The organism is Burkholderia sp. AU45274, assembly GCF_030482505.1.
Taxonomy (GTDB): Bacteria; Pseudomonadota; Gammaproteobacteria; order Burkholderiales; family Burkholderiaceae; genus Burkholderia.
In genome coordinates this window covers 115002-133270 of the sequence record NZ_JAUJQE010000009.1, presented here as the reverse complement: position 1 = coordinate 133270, position 18269 = coordinate 115002, and the positions used below count along the sequence as shown (strand labels likewise).

Sequence of the window (18269 nt, the reverse complement as noted above, 5' to 3'; positions counted from 1 at the left end):
CGGTGCGTCGCGGCCTTCGCCGTTTACAGCGCGTGCGTTTGCGCGCGTTCGGCGCGACGCTCCGCGTCATGCACGATGTGCAGCTCGCGCGTGCGGATCGGCAGCGCGCAGTGCGCGTCGGCGAGTGCCTTGCGAGCCTGCCGCGCCAGACGCCAGCGCATGTCCCAGAACTTGTCGGTGTGCGTCCACACGCGAACGTTTGCGACGACCGTGCTGTCGTCGAAGCGCATCACCATCACGTTCGGCTCCGGATCCTGCAGCACGTCCGGGTCGACGAGCGCCAGCTTGCGCAGCGCGTCGAGCGCGCGATCGATATCGTCATGCACCGACACTTCCACTTCGAGATCGAGGCGGCGCGTCGGGTTGCGCGTGTAGTTGCGGATCGAGCTGCCCCACAGCGCGCTGTTCGGCACGTATTCGCAGATGCCGTCCGGCTTCGTCAGCCGCGTCATGAAGAGCCCGACCTCGTCGACGGTGCCCGCGACGCCCGTGCCGCCGTCGATATAGTCGCCCACCTTGAACGGCCGCAGCAGCAGAAGCATGATGCCGGCCGCGATGTTCTGCATCGTGCCCTGCAGCGCGAGCCCGATCGCGAGGCCGGCCGCGCCGAGCACTGCGACGATGCTCGCGGTTTCGATCCCGAGTTGCGACAGCGCGCCGACGATCGCGACGATGCGGATGCCCCACACGGCGACGTCGCAGAGGATCGGCCGCAGCGTGTCGTCGACGCGCTCCTTGTTCGAGAGCAGACGGTTCAGCCAGTTGCCGATGCGTTTCGACAGCCACCAGCCGGCGACGAGCAGCGCCAGGCCGGCGCACAACTTGAGAGAAAGAGTGGACAGCGCGTTCCACAGGAACGTCCAGCGTTCCGGATGTAGTTGATCGAGAAACATTAACGGGATTCCGGGTTGAAGAAACGATGCGTGACGCGTGGCGTGCCCGCCGTAATCGGGCAGGCTTGCGCTCACGCGCCGGGCAGCGTTCGACTGTACGCGGCACACAATGGTTCGCCCGAACGGGTGGGGTCGAATGCCGCATGGCCGTGCCGTCAGGCCGCGAAATCGAGGTTTCGTTTTTGTACTAAGCGGCTTTTCCATCAAATGAGACTAGTCCTATTTAGCCGATTCGATCGCACCGATACACTCGTTTTCACGTTGCTGGGTCGCGACGATCGTTCCTCCGCGATACCCGGTTCTTTCCCGATTTTTTACTGACAGACAGCGAGTGACGACGTCATGCGGTTAGACCTGCGTTTCCGTCTCGCACGCGAACAAGGTCAACCCGCACAGCGCGGCGTTCAGGGTTTCCCGATGCGCCGCGCGCTGCTGCGCGGTGTCATCGCGGCGGCCTGTGTGGCCGGCGCACCGGGTGCGGTGGCAGATGCGTCGCACGACGCCGCGCCGTTTTCGCCCGTGACGGCCGACCTTGTCGACGTGCCCTTTTTCAATGCCGCGCGCACGACGTGGGGCGGCTTGCACGCATCGACGGCCGCGCCGCTCGACGTGGCCTACACGTCGCATGCGTCAACCGCGTCGACCGCGTCGACCGCGCCGACGGCCGGCGAACGCGACGACCCGGTGGCGCGCTTCGGTGCCTGCGTGGCTTACCGCGTGCTGTGCGACGCGGCGCGCGGCGCGGTCGAACGCGCGTACGCGTCGAGGTTCGATTACGGTCTTGCGTCGGCGTTGCCCGCGACGGGCGAGCCCGCCGCGTTCGAACGGCGCCCGGTCGATCTTGCCGGCGCCGAGCCGTTCATGTTCGAGCAAGCCGAACGCGGCGCGCGGGCCGGCGCGATCGTCGGCAGCCTGCAGGCGTCGCTGGCGCGCGCCGATCTGCCGGCCGGCGTTGCCGCGCAGATCACCCGCCTGCTCGCCGGTCGCATCGACCTGAAACAGCACGGTGCGCTGGGCGATACGTTCCGCGTCGCCTACGAACCGGACAGTGAGGCCAAACTGCCGGGCGGCGTGCGCGTGACGGCGCTCGAGCTTCGCTTGCACGGCCAGCACGTCGCGGCCGTGTGGTTTGCGCCCGATGCCGGCTCGCCGGGCGCCTATTACGACCTCGACGGCATGCCCCTTGCCGGCGCGCGGTTTGCGATGCCGGTCAGCGCAAACCGGATCAGCTCGCATTTCGGTACGCGCGTGCATCCGGTCACCGGCGCACGTCACGTGCATTCCGGCGTCGATCTCGCGGCGCCGGCCGGGCGTGCGGTTCATGCGTCGGAGCGCGGCGTCGTCTCGTTCATCGGCACCGAGCCGCGCGGCTACGGCAAGTACGTGGTGATTCGTCACGACGGCGGTTATGCGTCGTACTACGCGCACCTGTCGGCATTCGAGCCGACGCTGCGAACCGGCATGCGGGTTGCGCGCGGCCAGCGTGTCGGCGAGGTCGGCAGCACGGGTACGGCCACGGGGCCGCATCTGCACTTCGAGGTTCGGCGGCATGCCCGTCTCGTCGACCCGGTCGCGCTGGTGCAGGCGGGCAAGGCAGCGAAGCTGAAGGGCGAACGGCGCGTCGCGTTCAATCGCGTGGTGCTCGATGCACGCACGCGCCTGGCTTCGGCCGGGTGGTCGCAGCCGGTGGCGATGTCGGAGCCTGCCGGATCGCGGGCCGGTTGATGGTTGGCGAGGTGCCGCCGGCCGTGGCGAGCCACGCCGCGGCCGATCAAGGCAAACCGCTTACGCAGCAGGTTCGACAGGCAACCAGATTTCCAGCACGCCGGCGCCCGTCACCGGATCGTAGTCCGCGCTGTAGCGCTCGAACTCGGGCGCGTCGACCGCCTTGAACCCTGACGTCGGCAGCCAGCCGTTCCAGATGCTGTAGAACGTCTGGTGCAGCGTGGAGATATGCCCGACGTGTTCGAAGACCGCATACCGCTGCGGTTCGAGTTCGATCCAGCGAAAGGGTGCGGGCAACCGTTCGCGGCTCGTCACTTCCACGCCCGCGATGTATTCGAAACTGCCATCCGCATCGGGGTTGCAGCACACGCCGTAGGTCACGTCGTCGACCTGGCCTGGAAGGGTACCGATGTATGGGATGAACGCTTGCCACAGCGCCGGAATGCCTTCGTTGGTTTCGAAGGTGTAGCGGTCGCTCATGCCGGCGATCAGCCGCTTGCCGGTGGTTTCGAAGCGTGACGGTACGACGTCGATGATCTTCAGTTCTTTCATGCGAAGCGGCTCCACTAGAGACAACCCGTCAAGGGTGCGCCGTGCCCGCACGTCTTCGGGCGTGATGCCGAAGCAATCGCGGAAGGCGCGCGTGAACGCCTCATGGGAGCCATAACCAGCATCGAGCGCCACTTGCAGGATGTCCGGCGCGCCTTGCGCCAGCGTGCGTGCCGCACGCGTCAGCCGCCTCGCCCGCACATAGCGCATCACCGGCCAGCCGGTGTTCATCGAGAACAGGCGCGAGAAGCCGAAGCGCGACATGTCGCAATTGGCGGAGATCCTGTCGAGCGTCAGTTCGCGGTCCAGTTTGGTTTCGATAAACCAGAGTGCTTGTCCTACCGGATTCATGGCTTTCCAATGAGCGTGTCGGGCGGACTATATGGTATCGGCGGCGGGGGCGTTTGATCGTTCTTGCGGGGCGGGGGCAGGCAGGGGCGTCCACGCGGATCGCCACGCCGGGCGGCGTGGCGATGAGGGGTTGCAGCGTGACACCGCTTAGCCGAGCGGCCAGTTCAGGAACACGATGCCGTCGTTGTAGTCGTCGTCGGTGCCGTCTTCCGAGCCGACGATCCCGAAGTACGACTTCTTGAAAATGTCGACCTGCCGCGAGCCGAGCCGCGACGGCTTGCCGTTCGCCATCACGATCACGCGCACACGCCCCTTGCCGGAGTCGAGCACCTTGGTGCCGAGGTTCTGGTCCTGCACGCCGGCGCCCTTGAACGTGGCGGCCGGTTTCGGGTTGTCGTCGATGTAGATGTCGATCGTCTGGTCGTTCGCCGCATTGGTGAGCGCGGTGACACCGAACTTGATGTTCGGCGGCAGGTTGAACGTGCCGTCGCGCTCGCCGCTGCCGCCGATCGTGCCGCTACCCGTGCTACCCGTGCTACCCGAGTCGCCCGGATTGCCGCCCGCGCCGGTTTCGCCGCTTCCGCTGCCGGACGACGACGATTGCGCGGCCGTATCGCCGATCGCGGACAGGCTCGCGTACGAATCGATGTGCATCGCGCTGCCGCGCACGCTTTTCCACTGGCCCTTCACGAACGTGACGCCGGTGCCGACGTCGATCGTCGCGACGAGCGTGAACGGCATGCGCCCGGTGGCCTCGGGCACTTTCGACGAATAGGTGAAGCAGCCGTCCGCGACGACGCCCTTGTTGGTCGCGATCGCGAAATAGATGCCGGGGAAATTGTTGCCGGTCGCGTACGGCGTCGGCACGTTGAGGATGACCTGCAGTTTCCCGTCTCGAATCTCTGCCTTGGCGATGTCGATGTACAGGCCCGGGATGTCGACGTAGGTTTCCGAGGTCGCCACGGGGGCGCTGACGATCGAAGCCGAAAGGAGGGGCATGGATGTCTCCGTTGGTTGGGCGGGTTTCGATGCAAAAGGGGGGGGCGGTGCCGCTGAAGGCGGCGCGCAACCGCCGGCCGGCCCGGAGACGGCCGGCGGGGGTGACGCGTCAGGTGCGTCGTCAGACGCGGGTCAGGTCAGCCGATCGGCCACTGGAGCACGACGATGCCGTCGTTGTAGTCGCTGTCGTGGCCGTCTTCCGACACGACGATCCCGAAGTTGACCGTGTACGGCGAGCCGTCCGATTTCTTGCCGTTGATCGGTGCGAGGCGCGCGTCGGTGGCCGACGGCTTGCCGTTCACCGACACTTCGAAGCGGATCTTGCCGTTGCCGGAATTCAGCGTCACTTCGCGCGTGCCGTCGCGCGTCGTCAGCTTGTGATACGCGGCGGGCTCCTTGCTGTCGCCGATAAACAGCTTGATGTGCTGCTGCTCGGCGGCATTCGCGAAGAAAATCGCGCGGAAATCGGTATTCGGCGGAATCGAAAACTCGCCGGCGCGATTGGATGACGTTTGAGAATCGGCCATGCTTTCCTCCTGAGGAATGATGGATAAGGCTTCCAGCTGTGTCGCGCAAACGTTTGCCGTTTGAAATGCGACGTTCCGAGCATGCCGAAAAATAAATAAAAAAATAATCGCCGGGGAATGGCCATTGTTCAGCAAACCGAAAATGGCGGTTAATCGATTTAATGAACTGCGTTTAATCGAAGGTATTTCGATATATTCGAGAAACTATATCGACTAGCGTATCGATTTCCTGAACGATGCGCGGTTGCGCGGGCAGGGCGGGGCGGGCTGGGGAGGCGGGGGCAATCGGGCTTCGGCGCGGACGCTCGGCGTTCGCATATGGCAGCGTTGGTTTCAACATCAGCATCTCGGTCGTGGCCGCGCCCACCGGCCACCACCGAACGCCCACACCGAAACCCGATTGATTGCTACAGGAGGGGGTGCGGCAACCGGCGAAGTACGTAGACCAACTCACTCCGAACGTGAACAGGGGCCTCACCGGCGCCGCACCCATGAAGCATATCGACGGGGCGGCGCGCCGCCTATCGGACAGGACTGATTCTGAGCCATCAAATTCCGCGCCATGTGCGCCCAGCCCGTTGACAGCCCCCATCCCCCTGTGATTTGATTTCGGCCATGCAAGCCGCCCAGCCCCGCTTCTCGCTACGACTACTAGCCCGTTTCTCCGGGCTGGGTCTGCGGCTGCGCGCTTTCCATCTGCTTCTTTCCTGAAGCGCCAGATTTCCCCCGCATTATCGACCTGGCCCCGGTTGTCGACCGGCGCCTGAGTTCGTCCTTCTTCCGAATCGTTCCGCTCCGTCCCGGTCGCTCAACCGCCAAGGCTGTCGCTCGCCGTACCGCTTTGCCGTTGTGCCGCTTTCACCCGCTTTCACCCGCTTTCACCCGTTTTCACCGCTGCGCGCGCAGCCTGCCACCCCGACGGATGGCCAGCGCGCCGCGGGTTCCCGACCCACCGACCGAGGACCGAACATCATGATGCTGAAGAACCCCGCGACGAAGTACCGACCGTTCACGCCCGTCAACCTGCCGAACCGGATGTGGCCGACGCGCACGATCACGCAGGCGCCGATCTGGATGAGCACCGACCTGCGCGACGGCAACCAGTCGCTGTTCGAGCCGATGGACGCCGCGCGCAAGATGCGGATGTTCAAGATGCTGGTCGCGATCGGCTTCAAGGAGATCGAGGTTGCGTTCCCGTCGGCGTCCGAGACCGATTTCAATTTCGTGCGCGAGCTGATCGAAGGCGGCCACATTCCCGACGACGTGACGATCGAGGTGCTCACGCAGGCGCGCGACGACCTGATCGAGCGCACGTTCGACTCGCTGCGCGGCGCGAAGCGCGCGATCGTGCACCTGTACAACGCCACCGCGCCGGAATTCCGCAAGATCGTGTTCGGCCTCGACCGCGACGGCGTGAAGACGCTCGCGGTGAACGCCGCGCGCACGATCAAGCGCTTCGCCGACGCCGCGACCGACACGCATTTCACGCTGCAATACAGCCCGGAAACCTTCACGGCGACCGAGCTCGATTTCGCGAAGGAAGTCTGTGACGCCGTGTTCGACGTGTGGCAGCCGACGCCGGAGCACAAGGCGATCGTGAACCTGCCGGCCACCGTCGAAGTCGGCACGCCGAACTTCTACGCGGACCAGATCGAATGGATGCACCGCAACCTCGCGCGCCGTGACGCGCTGATCGTGTCCGTGCATCCGCACAACGACCGCGGCACCGCGGTCGCGGCGGCCGAACTCGCGGTGATGGCCGGCGCGGACCGGATCGAGGGCTGCCTGTTCGGCAACGGCGAGCGCACCGGTAACGTCGATCTCGTCACACTCGCGCTGAACCTGTACTCGCAGGGCGTCGATCCGGGCCTCGATTTCTCGCAGATCAACGAAGTCGCGCGCACGGCCGAGGAATGCACGCAGCTGCCGATCCACCCGCGCCATCCGTACGTCGGCGACCTGGTGTTCACCGCGTTCTCCGGCTCGCACCAGGACGCGATCAAGAAGGGCTTTGCGGTGCAGCGCCCCGATGCCGTATGGGAAATGCCGTACCTGCCGATCGATCCGAGCGACGTCGGCCGCACGTACGACTCGATCATTCGCGTGAACAGCCAGTCGGGCAAGGGCGGTATCGCGTACCTGCTCGAGCAGAGCTACGGCGTCGCGCTGCCGCGCCGCCTGCAGGTCGACTTCAGCGCGGCCGTGCAGCGCCTGACCGACGACAGCGGGCTCGAAGTGACGAGCGCGCAGATCTGGTCGCTGTTCCAGCAGGAATACGTGGAAGGCGACGCGCCGCTGCGTTATGTCGGCCATGAGCTGACCGAGCGCGACGGCCGCGAGACGATCGTGCTGACCGCCGACGTGCACGGCGAGCGCCGCGTGCTGCGGGGTGAAGGCAACGGCCCGCTCGATGCGCTGATGCATGCGTTGCGCACGCCGCTGCGGATCCAGCACTACGAGGAGCGTGCGTTGTCGCAAGGCGCCGATGCGAAGGCGATCGCGATCGCGGAACTGGCCGGCACGGGCGTGCGCGGCAGCGCGTTCGGCGTCGGCATCGACGCGAACCTGACGACCGCGTCGATCCGCGCGGTGATCAGCGGCATCAACCGCGCGTATGCGCGCGCGGACGACGCGGTGCAGGCGACGTTTTTTGCTGCGCAGCCCGCGGTGAAGGCTGTCGCGTAAGCGGGGGCACGGTGGCCGCGCCGGGGGTGACCGGCGCGGCTGCATCGTCGTGCGTTCGGTTGCTGCCGCACGATCCTGAGAGCGCGGCACGTAGTTCCGCTTTCATGAAATCCACCCACGCGCGGGTCTTCGCGTCGAGATGCTTGCGCGACGGATACTCCGAAACCTCTTCCGCCCGGTAATGGAATCACGATGCGGTTCGCGATGGCGGGGTGTACGGCAACGGCGTTCGTGCTGAAGGGAAGGGGACAGCATGATGGGGACGGATGTCCCATATTGACGCCTGACATACCTGACAGGCGATGACTTCTCGCAATGGGCGTATCGTGCATGCGGCGCGCGCGAGGCTGTTCTCCCGCGCCTATCACCATGAGGAGTGCGGCATGTCGAAGGATGATTCCCTGCGGGGACAGATCAAGGAGCAGGCCCAGGCAGCGGATCGCCACAATCTGGCGCGGCCGGCTGCGAACGGCGCGCTGTGGGCGCGCGGCCTCACGACGCAACGGGTCGCCGACCTGTTCCGGACCCTGCAGGGGTTGCCGGGGCACTGGATGCAACTGCAGAACGAGGTCAACGCCGGGAATCGCTATTTTTACGGCGTGCAGAACGGCAGCGTGACGACCGACGAAGGGAAGGCGCTGATCCGCTGGATCGCCAAGGCGGTCGTGAGCGCCGCCGGAGAGGCGCAGTTCGACTTCCCGTTGCAGCAACTGCGTTTCACCGCCGACATGGGCTGGCTGAAGCTCCAGCGTGTGCAAGGGCGTGTGATGGTGTTTTCGCAGCCGTAGGATGTCCGTCGGCCGCAAATCGGCAACGCCAGCGCCCGTGCTCGCCTATCAGCCGACGAGACCCCGCAGATCCGCGGCCAGCTCGTCGAGCACGGGCTGCCAATCGGCAAAATTCCGCTGGCGATAAAGCGCCGCACTCGGATAGAACGGGCTGTCACGCCGGTCGTGCTGCCAGATCCAATGCGGGTTCGCATCGAGCAGCACCCAAGTGGGCTGACCGAGCGCGCCGCTCAGGTGCGCGACCGACGTGCAGACGGTGATCACCAGGTCGAGCGCACCGACGAACGCGGCGGTGTCGTCGAGCGTCTTCCATTCGCGCGTCATGTCGGTCACGTCGAACCCGGCCGCTTTCGCGGCTTCGACGTCATGCTGCGCGCCCGGTTGCAGCGAATAGAACGCGACGTCCTTCTGCACGCCGGCAAACGCATCGGCGTAACGCTCGAGCCCGACGCGGCGGAAGCGGTTGCGTTGATGGTTGAGGCTGCCTGTCCACGCAAGGCCGACCTTCAGCCGCTTCTCGCCGGACAACGCGTGGCGCCATGCGTCGGTAGCGCCGGCGTCAGCATGGAGGTACGGCACGGACGTGAAGAGGGTGTCCGCGTCGAGGCCGAGCATCCACGGAATGCTCATCAGCGGCAGTTCGTAGTCGAAGTGGAGCAGGTGCTCGACGCGGGTGCGGGTATCGAACACGTCGGCGTGATCGCCGAGGCTGCGCTCGACCAGCGCGCCCATCTGCGGAAACACGTTCCACACGAGCCGGCCGCCTTCGCGATGCACGCGCTCCGCGAGCAGCGGCACGTAGCGACTGAACTGCAGCACGTCGCCGATGCCTTGTTCGCCCCACACGAGCAGCGTCTTTCCGGCAAGCGATTCGCCGCACCAGCGCGGCCGAGCAAACGCGGGCAGCGTGCCGCGCAGTTCCCCCGCACCGTGCCAGCGCGCCTCGTAGTCGGCCCATCCCGATGCGAAGTCGCCACGCGCGAGCCGTAACAGCGACAGGTTGTGGCGGTGCGTCAGGTCGTCCGGATCGAGCGCGCACGCGTGCTGCACGTACTGCTCGGCGTCGCTCCACCGTTGTGCTTCCTTGAGCACCGCTGCCGCGTTGTTGGCCGCGAGCGCGCTGTCGGGCGCAAGCGTCACGGCACGGGTGGCCGCGCGCAGCGCGCCGTCCAGGTCGAAGCGGTTGAGGCGCGTAATGACCGCGTTGGTCCACGCCTGCGCGTGGTTCGGATCGTCGTCGAGCGCACCTTCGATGAATGCATGTTCCAGGTCGGGGTCGTCGCCCGACAGTCGAATCGCGAGCGCGAGATTGTTCTTCAGCGACGGCCACGTGGGGGCGAGCGCGAGCGTCCTGCGATACGGAACGATCGCTTCCGCGTGCCGCCCGGCGATCTGAAGTGCATAGCCGCAATTGAACGCCGCCGCCGGCGACGCGGGATGCTGCTGCCAGTGCATGACCGCGAGCTCGGCAGCGCGCGCGAGATCGCCGCGCTCGATCAGCGTTTGCGTGGCGGCGGCGACGGATTCGTCGAGCATGCCGGGCGCGGCCTTCGCTTCGATCGGAGCGGTTTGCGTCGGATCGGCGAAATCGAGCGGAAGTCGGGGGATGTCGGCAAGCGTGGGCATGTCGTGCGGGGTGATCTGCATGTGAGTTCTCTCCGGGAAGCCGTTCGCGCGTCGGGGGGCGATCGGCTGCATCGTGAATCGGGGAGGGCTGGCCATACTTCGCGATTCGAAGCATGGCGCCGGATGGCGTCGCGGGCTGTCGTTCCGGTCGTGGCGGAAGGCTCGGTGCCGTGATGCACTCCACTTTATGCAGGTACCGTCGGCAATTGAATCGGACAAGTCCTAAACAGATTCATTTAGTAGTCTGATTGGTACGTAACTCGTACGAAAGTCGCCGGGAAGCCCGTTGGACGCGTGCGCGTAGGCCGAGTCTGATTCAGGCGTATCGCGGGGGCGATGTAAGACCCGTCTGATGGAGATCGATGTCGTCTGCGTTTTTAATGCGAGACATTCAGGGCCGGACGGTCGGCCTCGACTCGATCGAGAGGACAGACGATGTTCGATGTTGCGACGAAGAACCTGCGCGAAGCCGACGGGCGCATCCGCATGAACACGGACGACCTGTCCGCGCGCACGATCGACGCGGCGAAGAACGTGCTGCGACAGCAGCTCGAAGCGCAGGCGGATCAGCGGGCGATGGCTGCGCTGGTCGAGAAGCTGGCGGCGCAGGCGACGATTCAGCAGTAAGTTGGTGGTGTGTGAAGGGCTGCCTGGTGTGTCTGGCGACGTCCGTCAGACAGGATGGCAGCCCGCCTTTCGTTCACGTGGAATTCCCCGCTCGGTCTGTTCGAGCAGATGTGAGTCTGACGCGGGTTATGCGCAGACTCCGTGAATGGCTCGTATCAGAAGCGTCCGTATGCGGTCGTGACCCTGATCCGGATCCAAACATTCAAGCGGTTTCTGCCCGGCAAGCTCAGTGTGTGGCAACTCTATCCATTGGGCGGCCAGCACTTCGCATTCGAACAATTCGACCGCGAGCTGGAAGGTGTCACGCAGGCTGGCGAGACGATCAGATTCCGTGGGCAACACGCGCGCTGCGCGCGCAAGCTCGCGGAGGATCGATTGGTTCGGGAGGGTGAGCGTTGCAGAATCAGCCTGGTCCGATTGGTTGTAACGATCGTTCACGTTAAATTGAATACGCGTGGTATCGGAGGGGCTTCGGCGGCGACCGTTGGGCCCGGTCGCAGTCATGCTATCCATTGATGGCGCTACTCCTAACGCTGCCCTATGCGAGCGCCGAGGATATTCCGGTACTAAACACTTCCTTTCCAGGACGGGGTCTTGGTCACGCTGCGACAGTGATAGCAGCCGAACACGAGCGGCTTGCAGGCTGCACCACGATTTCCACATGCTGGCCCAGCGACACCAGCGCTTGCATCAGCCGCTCCAGAGAAATGTTCCGGAGTTGGTAGCGACGTACTTGGGACACCTTCGGTTGCGTCATGCTGATGATGGATGTCGTCTCGATTTGAGTCAGGCCGCGCGAGTCGATCAGTTCGTTGAGCTTGAGGGCGAGTGCGGCCTTGGCCGTCAGTGCCTGGGCATCATCGAAATCCAGGTCGACAAGCACGTTGTCGGTGCACTGAGGACATTCGTCGCGATTCATCACTGACCTATCCAAAGAGTGTGGTGCCGAAACTGTTATGGCGGCGGCCGGAACCGGCCACCGCACACACTACTTTCCGTCTACTTCACCAACCGTCAGACCGAAACCGTGATACCCACCGGCCCCGATTCCGTCGCGGGCCGCACCACGATTTCCACATGCTGGCCGAGCGATGCGAGCGTCACCATCAGCGTTTCCAGCGAAACGTTTCGAAGCCTGTCGCGCTGCTCGGGGGTGACCACCGGCCGGGTCATCTCGGCCAGCGCAGCAGCCTCTTCCTCACTCAGGCCGCGGGACGCGATCAGCGCATTGAGCTTCAGCACGAGCGTGGACTTAGCCGCCAGTTCTCCGACGTCGTAGAAGTCGAAATCGGCCGGCACGCCGTCGGTGTATTGGTTCGGGGCGTCGTGATTCATTGTGCTTCTCCTGCCATCACCGATTCCAGTTGCTGCCCCGTCGCGGGATCGCCATCGGGGCGTTCGTGCGTTACGCGACAATCGCTGCCCGCATCGTCGATCGGGGTAATCACCAGCCGCTTGTGCGATACCTCGATCTGCAAGCGTTGCTCCGGATCGAAACCCGCCGCTTCGATCCACCGGCCGGACAATTTCGTCCACAGATACATGACAGGCGGCGCCATGTCGGTCAGCCTGACGTGCGGAACGAGCCGGCCAGATTGAGAGGACGATTGCGGGGAGAAAAAACAATCGCGGAAATACGTCGGTGCGTTATGATTCGCGCCAGCCATGGTCAACTCCTTTGAAGTTGGTTGTGGTCAGCGGCCCGCAGGTGTTGTTGTCACCTGCGGGCCGCGCTCGTTTACACAGTGGATTTCGTTCGCCATTCCGTTACATGATTGGCATGTCGAAGTGAATGAACCTTCCACGCGAGAACGTGTAACCACTCTACCGAGATTGACTGCTGGCTGATATCGGTCTTGTACGGTTTTATCGACATGGGCCGTTCGGCCGATGTCTTGCGCGCTTGAAGTCCAACGATTCCGGGGCAGTTGCGCTGGCGAACCGCTTCGTCACCTCATCGCCGATATGTCAGAAAACGTGTCAGCCGACTGTTGCGACTCGCCAGCCGCACGTCGCACGAGGATCTCTTTCGCGTCGTGCCGATATCGCTCGAACTCACGCGCGAACGCCGCGGCGTCGCCCGCCAGCGCCAACGCTTCCATCGATGCGCGCAGACCGGAGATCTCATGCTCGCCGATCGTCGCGAAAGCGCCGCGCATGCTGTGAATCTCCGCTCGGGCAGCCTTCAAGTCACCGTCCTGGAGCGCCCGTGCGATTGCGCCATTCGACCGGTACGCGGTGTCGGGAAGCACCTTGTGCAGATCATGAGGCAGCGGCCCATACCGGCGCGATGGCGGTGAGGAATGCGGCGCCTGTGATGGACCCGTGTGCTTCGTGATCGCCAGCTCCAGGGACTTCAACGACGTCGGTTTCGCGACAATCTCGTCGATCCCCGCTTCCCGCGCGAAACGCAATTCATCCGGCTCGGCATGGGCCGTCACCGCGAGAATCGGCCGCGCTCACGCAACACCCGCGTAAACGCATAGCCGTCGAGCCCCGGCATGTTGAGGTCGGTCATCACGAGCGCATAGTCATGTCGATCGACGAGGTCGAGCGCCGCCGCGACGCTGACGCGACGTCGGCCGGATAGCCTAGGACGTCGAGCTGGTCGTGAGTCAGCGGACGGTTCACCGGGTTGGCGTCGACGAACATCACGCGGGCATTGGGGGCATCCGCGTTCACATCGGCGCACGCGGCGCCCGGACGGTGACCGAGCGGCAGCGTAATGACGAAAGTCGAGCCGACGCCCGACACGCTGTCCACCACGATGTTGCCGCCCATCGATTCGACGAGCTTGTGGCTCAGCGCCAGCCCGATGCCGGTGCCGCCGAATCGTCGCGCGATCGACCTGTCGGCTTGCGCGAAGGGTTCGAATATGTGCGCGAGCTGGTCGGGTGTCGTCCCGATTCCCGAATTGCTGACGCGGATCGTCACCGGCGTCGCATCGACCGCCGATGCCGACGCGGAAAGCGCGACCGTCGCTGCGCCGGGGTACGTCGGTGCCGCTACGTCGCTGCCGACACGTGGTGCGTTCACTCCACGCGCCGCGACGATTCGTGGAATTTTCTAATTTCTTGGGCGGCTGCTCGTCACGACTGGCCGCCGCTTTTTTGATTGGTGTTCTTCGGCGTGCGCCCGAAATGCAGTGCGACCCTTCGCGCCATTCGCATGAGGGAATCGCATCGAACATCGTCCCGCAAAATCAGACCTGACTGATTTCCCGCTCACCGCGCTTCATCGACAATCGGGGTTCTGCGGGTCGGCGCGCCCCCCGCGCGCGCCGGACTTTGAGGCGTGTCCTCCTGGCGGCCGGTCGTCTCGACCGGTCGCCTTTTTTATTCCCAGTCCGTTACCGAGGAGCACGATCGCGATGCCGGTCGACCGCCTGATCTCTGAAATCTTGTTCGGCTTCACCGGCCTGATCGGCATCATCAATCCGTTCGGCATGGCGTTCGTGTTTCTCGAGCGCACGCAATCGCTGACGGAGGCCGAGCGCGCGACGCTGTCGAAACAGCTCGCGACGAACGTGTTCTTCACGCTGCTCGTGATCTTTTTCATCGGTGCGCCAGTGCTGAATTTCTTCGGAATTTCGATGGAAGCGCTGCGGATCGGCGGCGGCTTCGCGGTGGCCGTGGCCGGGTGGTCGATGCTCAACGCGCCCGACGTGCCGGGCGGCGACAGCGCCGTGCATGGCGACGATCTGCCGAAGCTGATGGCGCGTGCATTCTTCCCGCTCACGGTGCCGCTGACGATCGGCCCCGGCTCGATCGCGGCCGGCATCGCGCTGCATGCGAACCGGGCTCGTACGGCCGTTGACTATCTGACCTCCGGCGTGGTGTCGGTTGCAGTCGCGGCGCTCGTCGCGTTCGCGATCTGGCAGATCTACAGCCGCGCGACGACGCTCGCGCGCTATCTCGGCAGCGAGGGGACGAAAGTGGCGATGCGGGTGTCGGCGTTCCTGCTGCTGTGCGTGGGTGTGCAGATCATGCTGACGGGGCTGGCGGCGTTCGCGCAGACGCTGGGCGGGCAGGCGGGGTGAGGGGCAGGCCATGCGGCTCACGGTGACGATCGACGACGATCTCTTCGCGAAGGCGGTGCAGATGACCGGACCAGGGGGGAACGAAGCAGACTTGTTGCGGGAGGTCATCAACACGCTGGTGCGTGTCCAGGCCGCCAGACGTCTGGCGGCGCTGGGCGGCACATGGTCCGGCATGGCAGACATTCCACGGCGGCGCCCGGAACCGGAGTCGTCACGCCGTAACGTTACCTTGTCGGTTCGACTTGCCGGGATCCGGGCATAGCCGTTAGAGCAATTTCGCCTGAACGCGTGCGATCCCCTGCTGCGCACAGGCTTCATCGAGATGCCCGCCCGGCGCACCGCCCACCCCCACCGCGCCGATCACTTCTTCGCCTGTCTTGATCGGCACGCCGCCGCCGAGCACCAAGAAGCCGTCGATGGCCGTCATCTGCGCGGCGGCCGGGTTCTTCTGCAGGTTCGCGGCGAGCGTGCCGGTCGGTGTCTTCGTCGACAGCGCCGTGTAGGCCTTGCGTTGCGACGCATCCACCGTATGCAGGCCGGCATGGTCGGCACGCAGCATCGCGCGTGCGATGCCGCTGCGGTCGACGACGGTGACGGCCACGTTGTAGCCGCTGGTCGAGCAGGCCTGGATGGTTTGCTGCGCGATTTCGGTCGCGAGGGCCAGTGAAAGATTCCTTTCCTGAAGGACTTGTGCGGAAGCGGCGGTGGTCAGCGTAGCGGCGGCGAGCGTCGCCAGGGTCGATCGAATGATCATGTGAACTCCTTATCGAAATGGCTGGAAGACGAGCGGCGTATCCAAGATGCGCATCGCGTGTCGTGATGGCCGGCGATGCAGCGACCGAACCGCTCGATGAACCCAGTTTCGAACAAGAGGAGGTGAAGCTGAATAGGACGGGGCCTATTTTGGATGCGGCGTATCGCTCGCACCGCGCTCAGGCAGCGCGACGCCGCAATGCGGGCAGCACGGTTCATCGCCCGTGGCCGGCCGTGCGTTGGCACGCGTGCGCTCCAGCGCCGACGCCACCAGCTCCGCGCCCATGATACCGGTCGGAAACGCGATGATCCCGTAGCCGAGCAGGATCGCGCACGACGTGATGAGCCGGCCGAGCGGCGTATGCGGCGTCAGGTCGCCATAGCCGGTCGTGCTCATCGTCACGGCCGCCCAGTACACGCCCACCGGAATGCTCGTGATGCCGTTCTCGGGCCCTTCGACGAGAAAGATCACGGTGCCGAGAATCACCGTCAGCACGAACATCCCGCCGATGAACACGAAGATCTTGCGCCGCGCGCGGGTCAGCGCCCGCATCAGCATCTGCCCTTCCTCGAGGTAGATCGACAGCCCGAGGATGCGGAACACGCGCAGCAGCCGGAGCAGCCGCACGTCGATCAGCGCATGCAGGCCGGGGAAGAAGAACGCGAGATAGGTGGGCAGGATCGACACGAGATCGACGATGCCGAAGAAGCTGCGCGCATAGTGAAGCGGCTTGGGTGCGGATAGCAGTCGCACCACGTATTCGACCGTGAACAGCAGCGTGAATGCCCATTCGGCCGCATAGAGTGCGTGGCCGTACCGTTCGTGCAGGTCGTGCACGCTGTCGGCCATCACGACGAGCACGCTCGCGACGATCAGTGCGAGCACCACGATGTCGAGGTTGCGGAGGAACGCGGGGCGCCGGGTGCAACGCGCGACGGTGTCGCGCAGCGCGTCGAAGGTGGACTGGAGTGCGGAAATCATGCGCCGGAGTTTACGGATCGCATCCGGCAGGGCCAATCGGACGAGTCTGATTTCTGCGTCGCACGTTCCGCCGCGCGCGATCCGGCCTTACGCGTGCAGCGCATCCATCTCCCGGCGTGCATTCGCCAGCCCGGCCTCGACGCCGTGCGGCTTTATGTCGAGCCCTTCGGCATAGACGAATTCCACGTCCGAGATACCCATCAGGCCGAGCACGGCACGCAGGTAAGGCGTGACCGCATCCGTGTCCTGCCCGACGTGCACGCCGCCGCGGGAGCTGAACACGATCGCGCTGATGCCTTCGACGAGTCCCACCGGATAGGTCTCCGTGTACCGGAACGTCACGCGTGCCCGCGCGACGAGGTCGAACCAGTTCTTCAACTGGGTCGGCACGTTGAGGTTGTACATCGGCGCGCCGATCAGCAGCAGGTCGCTGCCCTTGAGCTCGGCAATCAGCTCATCGGACAGCACGATCGCGCGTTGCGCGCGCTCGCTCGGATGGGCCGCGCCGCGCAGCGCGTGAAACAGCTCGCTGTCGAGCATCGGCAGGTCGGCGTCGACGAGATGGCGCACGATCACATCGTCGGCATGGCCGTTGGCCTGGCGCTCGGCCAGGAACGTGTCGATCAGCGCACCGGTTTGCGACTGGCTGCCGTTGATGCTCGATTTAAGGACGAGGATGCGTGCCATGCGGGGGCTCCGTTGCGAAGGTGAGGACTGGAATCGATCCTATCAGTCACCTTTTATCTCCAAAAGCGATAAGATCGACGCATTGTGTAGCGTATTTATCCCCAATCGCATGCGAAACAACCTGAAGGGCATCGATGTGTTCGTCGCCGCGGCGCAAGCGAGCAGCTTTGCGGCAGCCGCGGAGAGGCTGCACATCACGCGGTCCGCGGTCGGCAAGAGCATCGCGCGCCTCGAGGAGCGGCTGGGCGTCGTGCTGTTTCAGCGGACGACGCGCAGCCAGAGCCTGACCGACGAAGGCGCGTTGTTCTACGACCATTGCCTGCGCGCGATGGAGCAGATCCAGGCGGGCGAAGCGCTGCTGGAAACCGGCAAATGGCAGATGAAGGGGCGCCTGCGCGTGTCGATGCCGACGCTCTTCGGTCATCTGTGTGTGGCGCCGATCCTGATCGAACTGGCGAAGGCGCATCCGGAGCTCGATCTCGACCTGTCGTTCAGCGATCGTTCCGTCGACCTGGTCGAAGAGCGTTTCGACCTGGCGGTTCGCGTCGGCACGTTGCCGAACAGCAGCGAGCTGGTGGCGCGTCCGCTCGGCGAGCACCGGATGGCGTTCTGCGCATCGCCGGCGTACCTGAGCCGCTGCGGCGAACCCGCGACCTATGAAGCGCTCGAACGGCACAAGGCGCTGGCCTACACGCGTTTCGGCCAGGTGCATCGCTGGCGCGTCATCGTCGACGGTCAGCTCGCGGAATTGCAGCCCGCCGTTCGTTTGCTGTCCGACGACTTGAGCGCGCTGATGGATGCGGCCATTGCGGATCTGGGCGTCGCGTGGTTGCCGTACTGGCTGGTGCGTGATGCGTTGCGCAGCGGCAGGTTGCGGGAGCTGCTGCCCGATCGGCCGGGCGTGATCTTTCCGATTCACGCAGTGTGGCCCTACACACTGCATCTTCCGCTGAAAGTCCGGGCCGCCGTCGATGCGCTGCTGGAACATCTGCCGGCGCGGCTGGCCGCGGTCGAGGCGCGGATGTGACGAAGCAGTTG

The 18269-nt window shown here is 64.9% G+C and carries 21 protein-coding genes; 7 read left to right on the top strand and 14 right to left on the bottom strand.

Annotation, left to right across the window (positions count from 1 at the left end; all coding sequences use genetic code 11):
* Nucleotides 1-23: 23 nt before the first annotated feature.
* Nucleotides 24-893 carry a mechanosensitive ion channel family protein gene (locus tag QZM35_RS28120; RefSeq protein WP_301777257.1) on the bottom strand — a complete coding sequence of 290 codons (870 nt, stop codon included), beginning with the start codon at nt 891-893 and terminating at the stop codon, nt 24-26.
* Nucleotides 894-1235: 342 nt separating this feature from the next.
* On the opposite strand from QZM35_RS28120, the gene QZM35_RS28115 reads away from it, so the two are divergent.
* Nucleotides 1236-2618 carry a M23 family metallopeptidase gene (locus tag QZM35_RS28115; RefSeq protein WP_301777256.1) on the top strand — a complete coding sequence of 461 codons (1383 nt, stop codon included), beginning with the start codon at nt 1236-1238 and terminating at the stop codon, nt 2616-2618.
* 60 nt (nt 2619-2678) lie between these two features.
* Here the strand turns inward: QZM35_RS28115 and QZM35_RS28110 are convergent, their stop codons facing one another.
* The 3 genes from QZM35_RS28110 to QZM35_RS28100 form a co-directional block, all read right to left on the bottom strand.
* Nucleotides 2679-3518 (bottom strand): AraC family transcriptional regulator, encoded by an 840-nt coding sequence (locus QZM35_RS28110; protein WP_089428567.1) that lies wholly within the window; start codon nt 3516-3518, stop codon nt 2679-2681.
* 147 nt (nt 3519-3665) lie between these two features.
* A complete protein-coding gene (locus QZM35_RS28105) occupies nt 3666-4517 on the bottom strand; it encodes a fucose-binding lectin II (protein ID WP_089428566.1) in 852 nt (283 codons plus the stop codon).
* Nucleotides 4518-4654: 137 nt separating this feature from the next.
* Complete coding sequence (locus tag QZM35_RS28100; protein WP_047901918.1) at nt 4655-5044, bottom strand: fucose-binding lectin II; 390 nt, start codon at nt 5042-5044, stop codon at nt 4655-4657.
* A 975-nt stretch (nt 5045-6019) separates the two neighbouring features.
* Between QZM35_RS28100 and leuA the strand changes: the two genes are divergently transcribed.
* Together leuA and QZM35_RS28090 are read left to right on the top strand one after the other, a co-directional pair.
* Nucleotides 6020-7729 carry a 2-isopropylmalate synthase gene (gene leuA / locus QZM35_RS28095; protein WP_174975515.1) on the top strand — a complete coding sequence of 570 codons (1710 nt, stop codon included), beginning with the start codon at nt 6020-6022 and terminating at the stop codon, nt 7727-7729.
* Between the two features lie 383 nt (nt 7730-8112).
* On the top strand, nt 8113-8517 hold the full coding sequence (locus tag QZM35_RS28090; RefSeq protein WP_301777255.1) for a peptide ABC transporter ATPase: 405 nt from the start codon (nt 8113-8115) through the stop codon (nt 8515-8517).
* Between the two features lie 48 nt (nt 8518-8565).
* Here QZM35_RS28090 and QZM35_RS28085 read toward each other — a convergent pair whose 3' ends face one another.
* Nucleotides 8566-10164 (bottom strand): hypothetical protein, encoded by a 1599-nt coding sequence (locus QZM35_RS28085; protein ID WP_301777254.1) that lies wholly within the window; start codon nt 10162-10164, stop codon nt 8566-8568.
* A gap of 414 nt (nt 10165-10578) precedes the next feature.
* Here QZM35_RS28085 and QZM35_RS28080 point away from each other — a divergent pair, with 414 nt between their 5' ends.
* On the top strand, nt 10579-10770 hold the full coding sequence (locus QZM35_RS28080; RefSeq protein WP_089428563.1) for a hypothetical protein: 192 nt from the start codon (nt 10579-10581) through the stop codon (nt 10768-10770).
* 126 nt (nt 10771-10896) lie between these two features.
* On the opposite strand, the gene QZM35_RS28075 is transcribed toward QZM35_RS28080, so the two are convergent.
* From QZM35_RS28075 to QZM35_RS28050, 6 genes are all read right to left on the bottom strand, one after another.
* Complete coding sequence (locus tag QZM35_RS28075; RefSeq protein WP_179255289.1) at nt 10897-11283, bottom strand: antitoxin Xre/MbcA/ParS toxin-binding domain-containing protein; 387 nt, start codon at nt 11281-11283, stop codon at nt 10897-10899.
* Nucleotides 11284-11368: 85 nt separating this feature from the next.
* Nucleotides 11369-11689 carry a helix-turn-helix domain-containing protein gene (locus QZM35_RS28070; RefSeq protein WP_089428561.1) on the bottom strand — a complete coding sequence of 107 codons (321 nt, stop codon included), beginning with the start codon at nt 11687-11689 and terminating at the stop codon, nt 11369-11371.
* 95 nt (nt 11690-11784) lie between these two features.
* Nucleotides 11785-12105 carry an XRE family transcriptional regulator gene (locus QZM35_RS28065; RefSeq protein ID WP_089428560.1) on the bottom strand — a complete coding sequence of 107 codons (321 nt, stop codon included), beginning with the start codon at nt 12103-12105 and terminating at the stop codon, nt 11785-11787.
* Nucleotides 12102-12437 (bottom strand): SymE family type I addiction module toxin, encoded by a 336-nt coding sequence (locus QZM35_RS28060; RefSeq protein WP_089428559.1) that lies wholly within the window; start codon nt 12435-12437, stop codon nt 12102-12104. Before QZM35_RS28060 ends, QZM35_RS28065 begins: the two co-directional genes overlap by 4 nt.
* 282 nt (nt 12438-12719) lie before the next feature.
* Nucleotides 12720-13211, bottom strand: a complete 492-nt coding sequence (locus QZM35_RS28055; RefSeq protein WP_241025820.1) for a hypothetical protein — start codon at nt 13209-13211, stop codon at nt 12720-12722.
* A gap of 76 nt (nt 13212-13287) precedes the next feature.
* Nucleotides 13288-13806 (bottom strand): ATP-binding protein, encoded by a 519-nt coding sequence (locus tag QZM35_RS28050; protein ID WP_301777253.1) that lies wholly within the window; start codon nt 13804-13806, stop codon nt 13288-13290.
* Between the two features lie 334 nt (nt 13807-14140).
* On the opposite strand from QZM35_RS28050, the gene QZM35_RS28045 reads away from it, so the two are divergent.
* Nucleotides 14141-14809 carry a MarC family protein gene (locus QZM35_RS28045; protein ID WP_301777252.1) on the top strand — a complete coding sequence of 223 codons (669 nt, stop codon included), beginning with the start codon at nt 14141-14143 and terminating at the stop codon, nt 14807-14809.
* A 10-nt stretch (nt 14810-14819) separates the two neighbouring features.
* Nucleotides 14820-15071 carry a DUF2191 domain-containing protein gene (locus QZM35_RS28040; RefSeq protein WP_089428557.1) on the top strand — a complete coding sequence of 84 codons (252 nt, stop codon included), beginning with the start codon at nt 14820-14822 and terminating at the stop codon, nt 15069-15071.
* Nucleotides 15072-15074: 3 nt separating this feature from the next.
* On the opposite strand, the gene QZM35_RS28035 is transcribed toward QZM35_RS28040, so the two are convergent.
* The 3 genes from QZM35_RS28035 to QZM35_RS28025 form a co-directional block, all read right to left on the bottom strand.
* Nucleotides 15075-15563, bottom strand: coding sequence for a heme-binding protein (locus QZM35_RS28035; protein ID WP_367620797.1), 489 nt, complete (start codon nt 15561-15563; stop codon nt 15075-15077).
* A gap of 144 nt (nt 15564-15707) precedes the next feature.
* Nucleotides 15708-16544, bottom strand: a complete 837-nt coding sequence (locus tag QZM35_RS28030) for an ion transporter (protein WP_301777251.1) — start codon at nt 16542-16544, stop codon at nt 15708-15710.
* A gap of 87 nt (nt 16545-16631) precedes the next feature.
* Nucleotides 16632-17231, bottom strand: coding sequence for an FMN-dependent NADH-azoreductase (locus QZM35_RS28025; protein ID WP_301777250.1), 600 nt, complete (start codon nt 17229-17231; stop codon nt 16632-16634).
* Between QZM35_RS28025 and QZM35_RS28020 the strand changes: the two genes are divergently transcribed.
* Nucleotides 17200-18258 (top strand): LysR family transcriptional regulator, encoded by a 1059-nt coding sequence (locus tag QZM35_RS28020; RefSeq protein ID WP_301777249.1) that lies wholly within the window; start codon nt 17200-17202, stop codon nt 18256-18258. The genes QZM35_RS28025 and QZM35_RS28020 overlap by 32 nt on opposite strands.
* Nucleotides 18259-18269 lie beyond the last annotated feature (11 nt).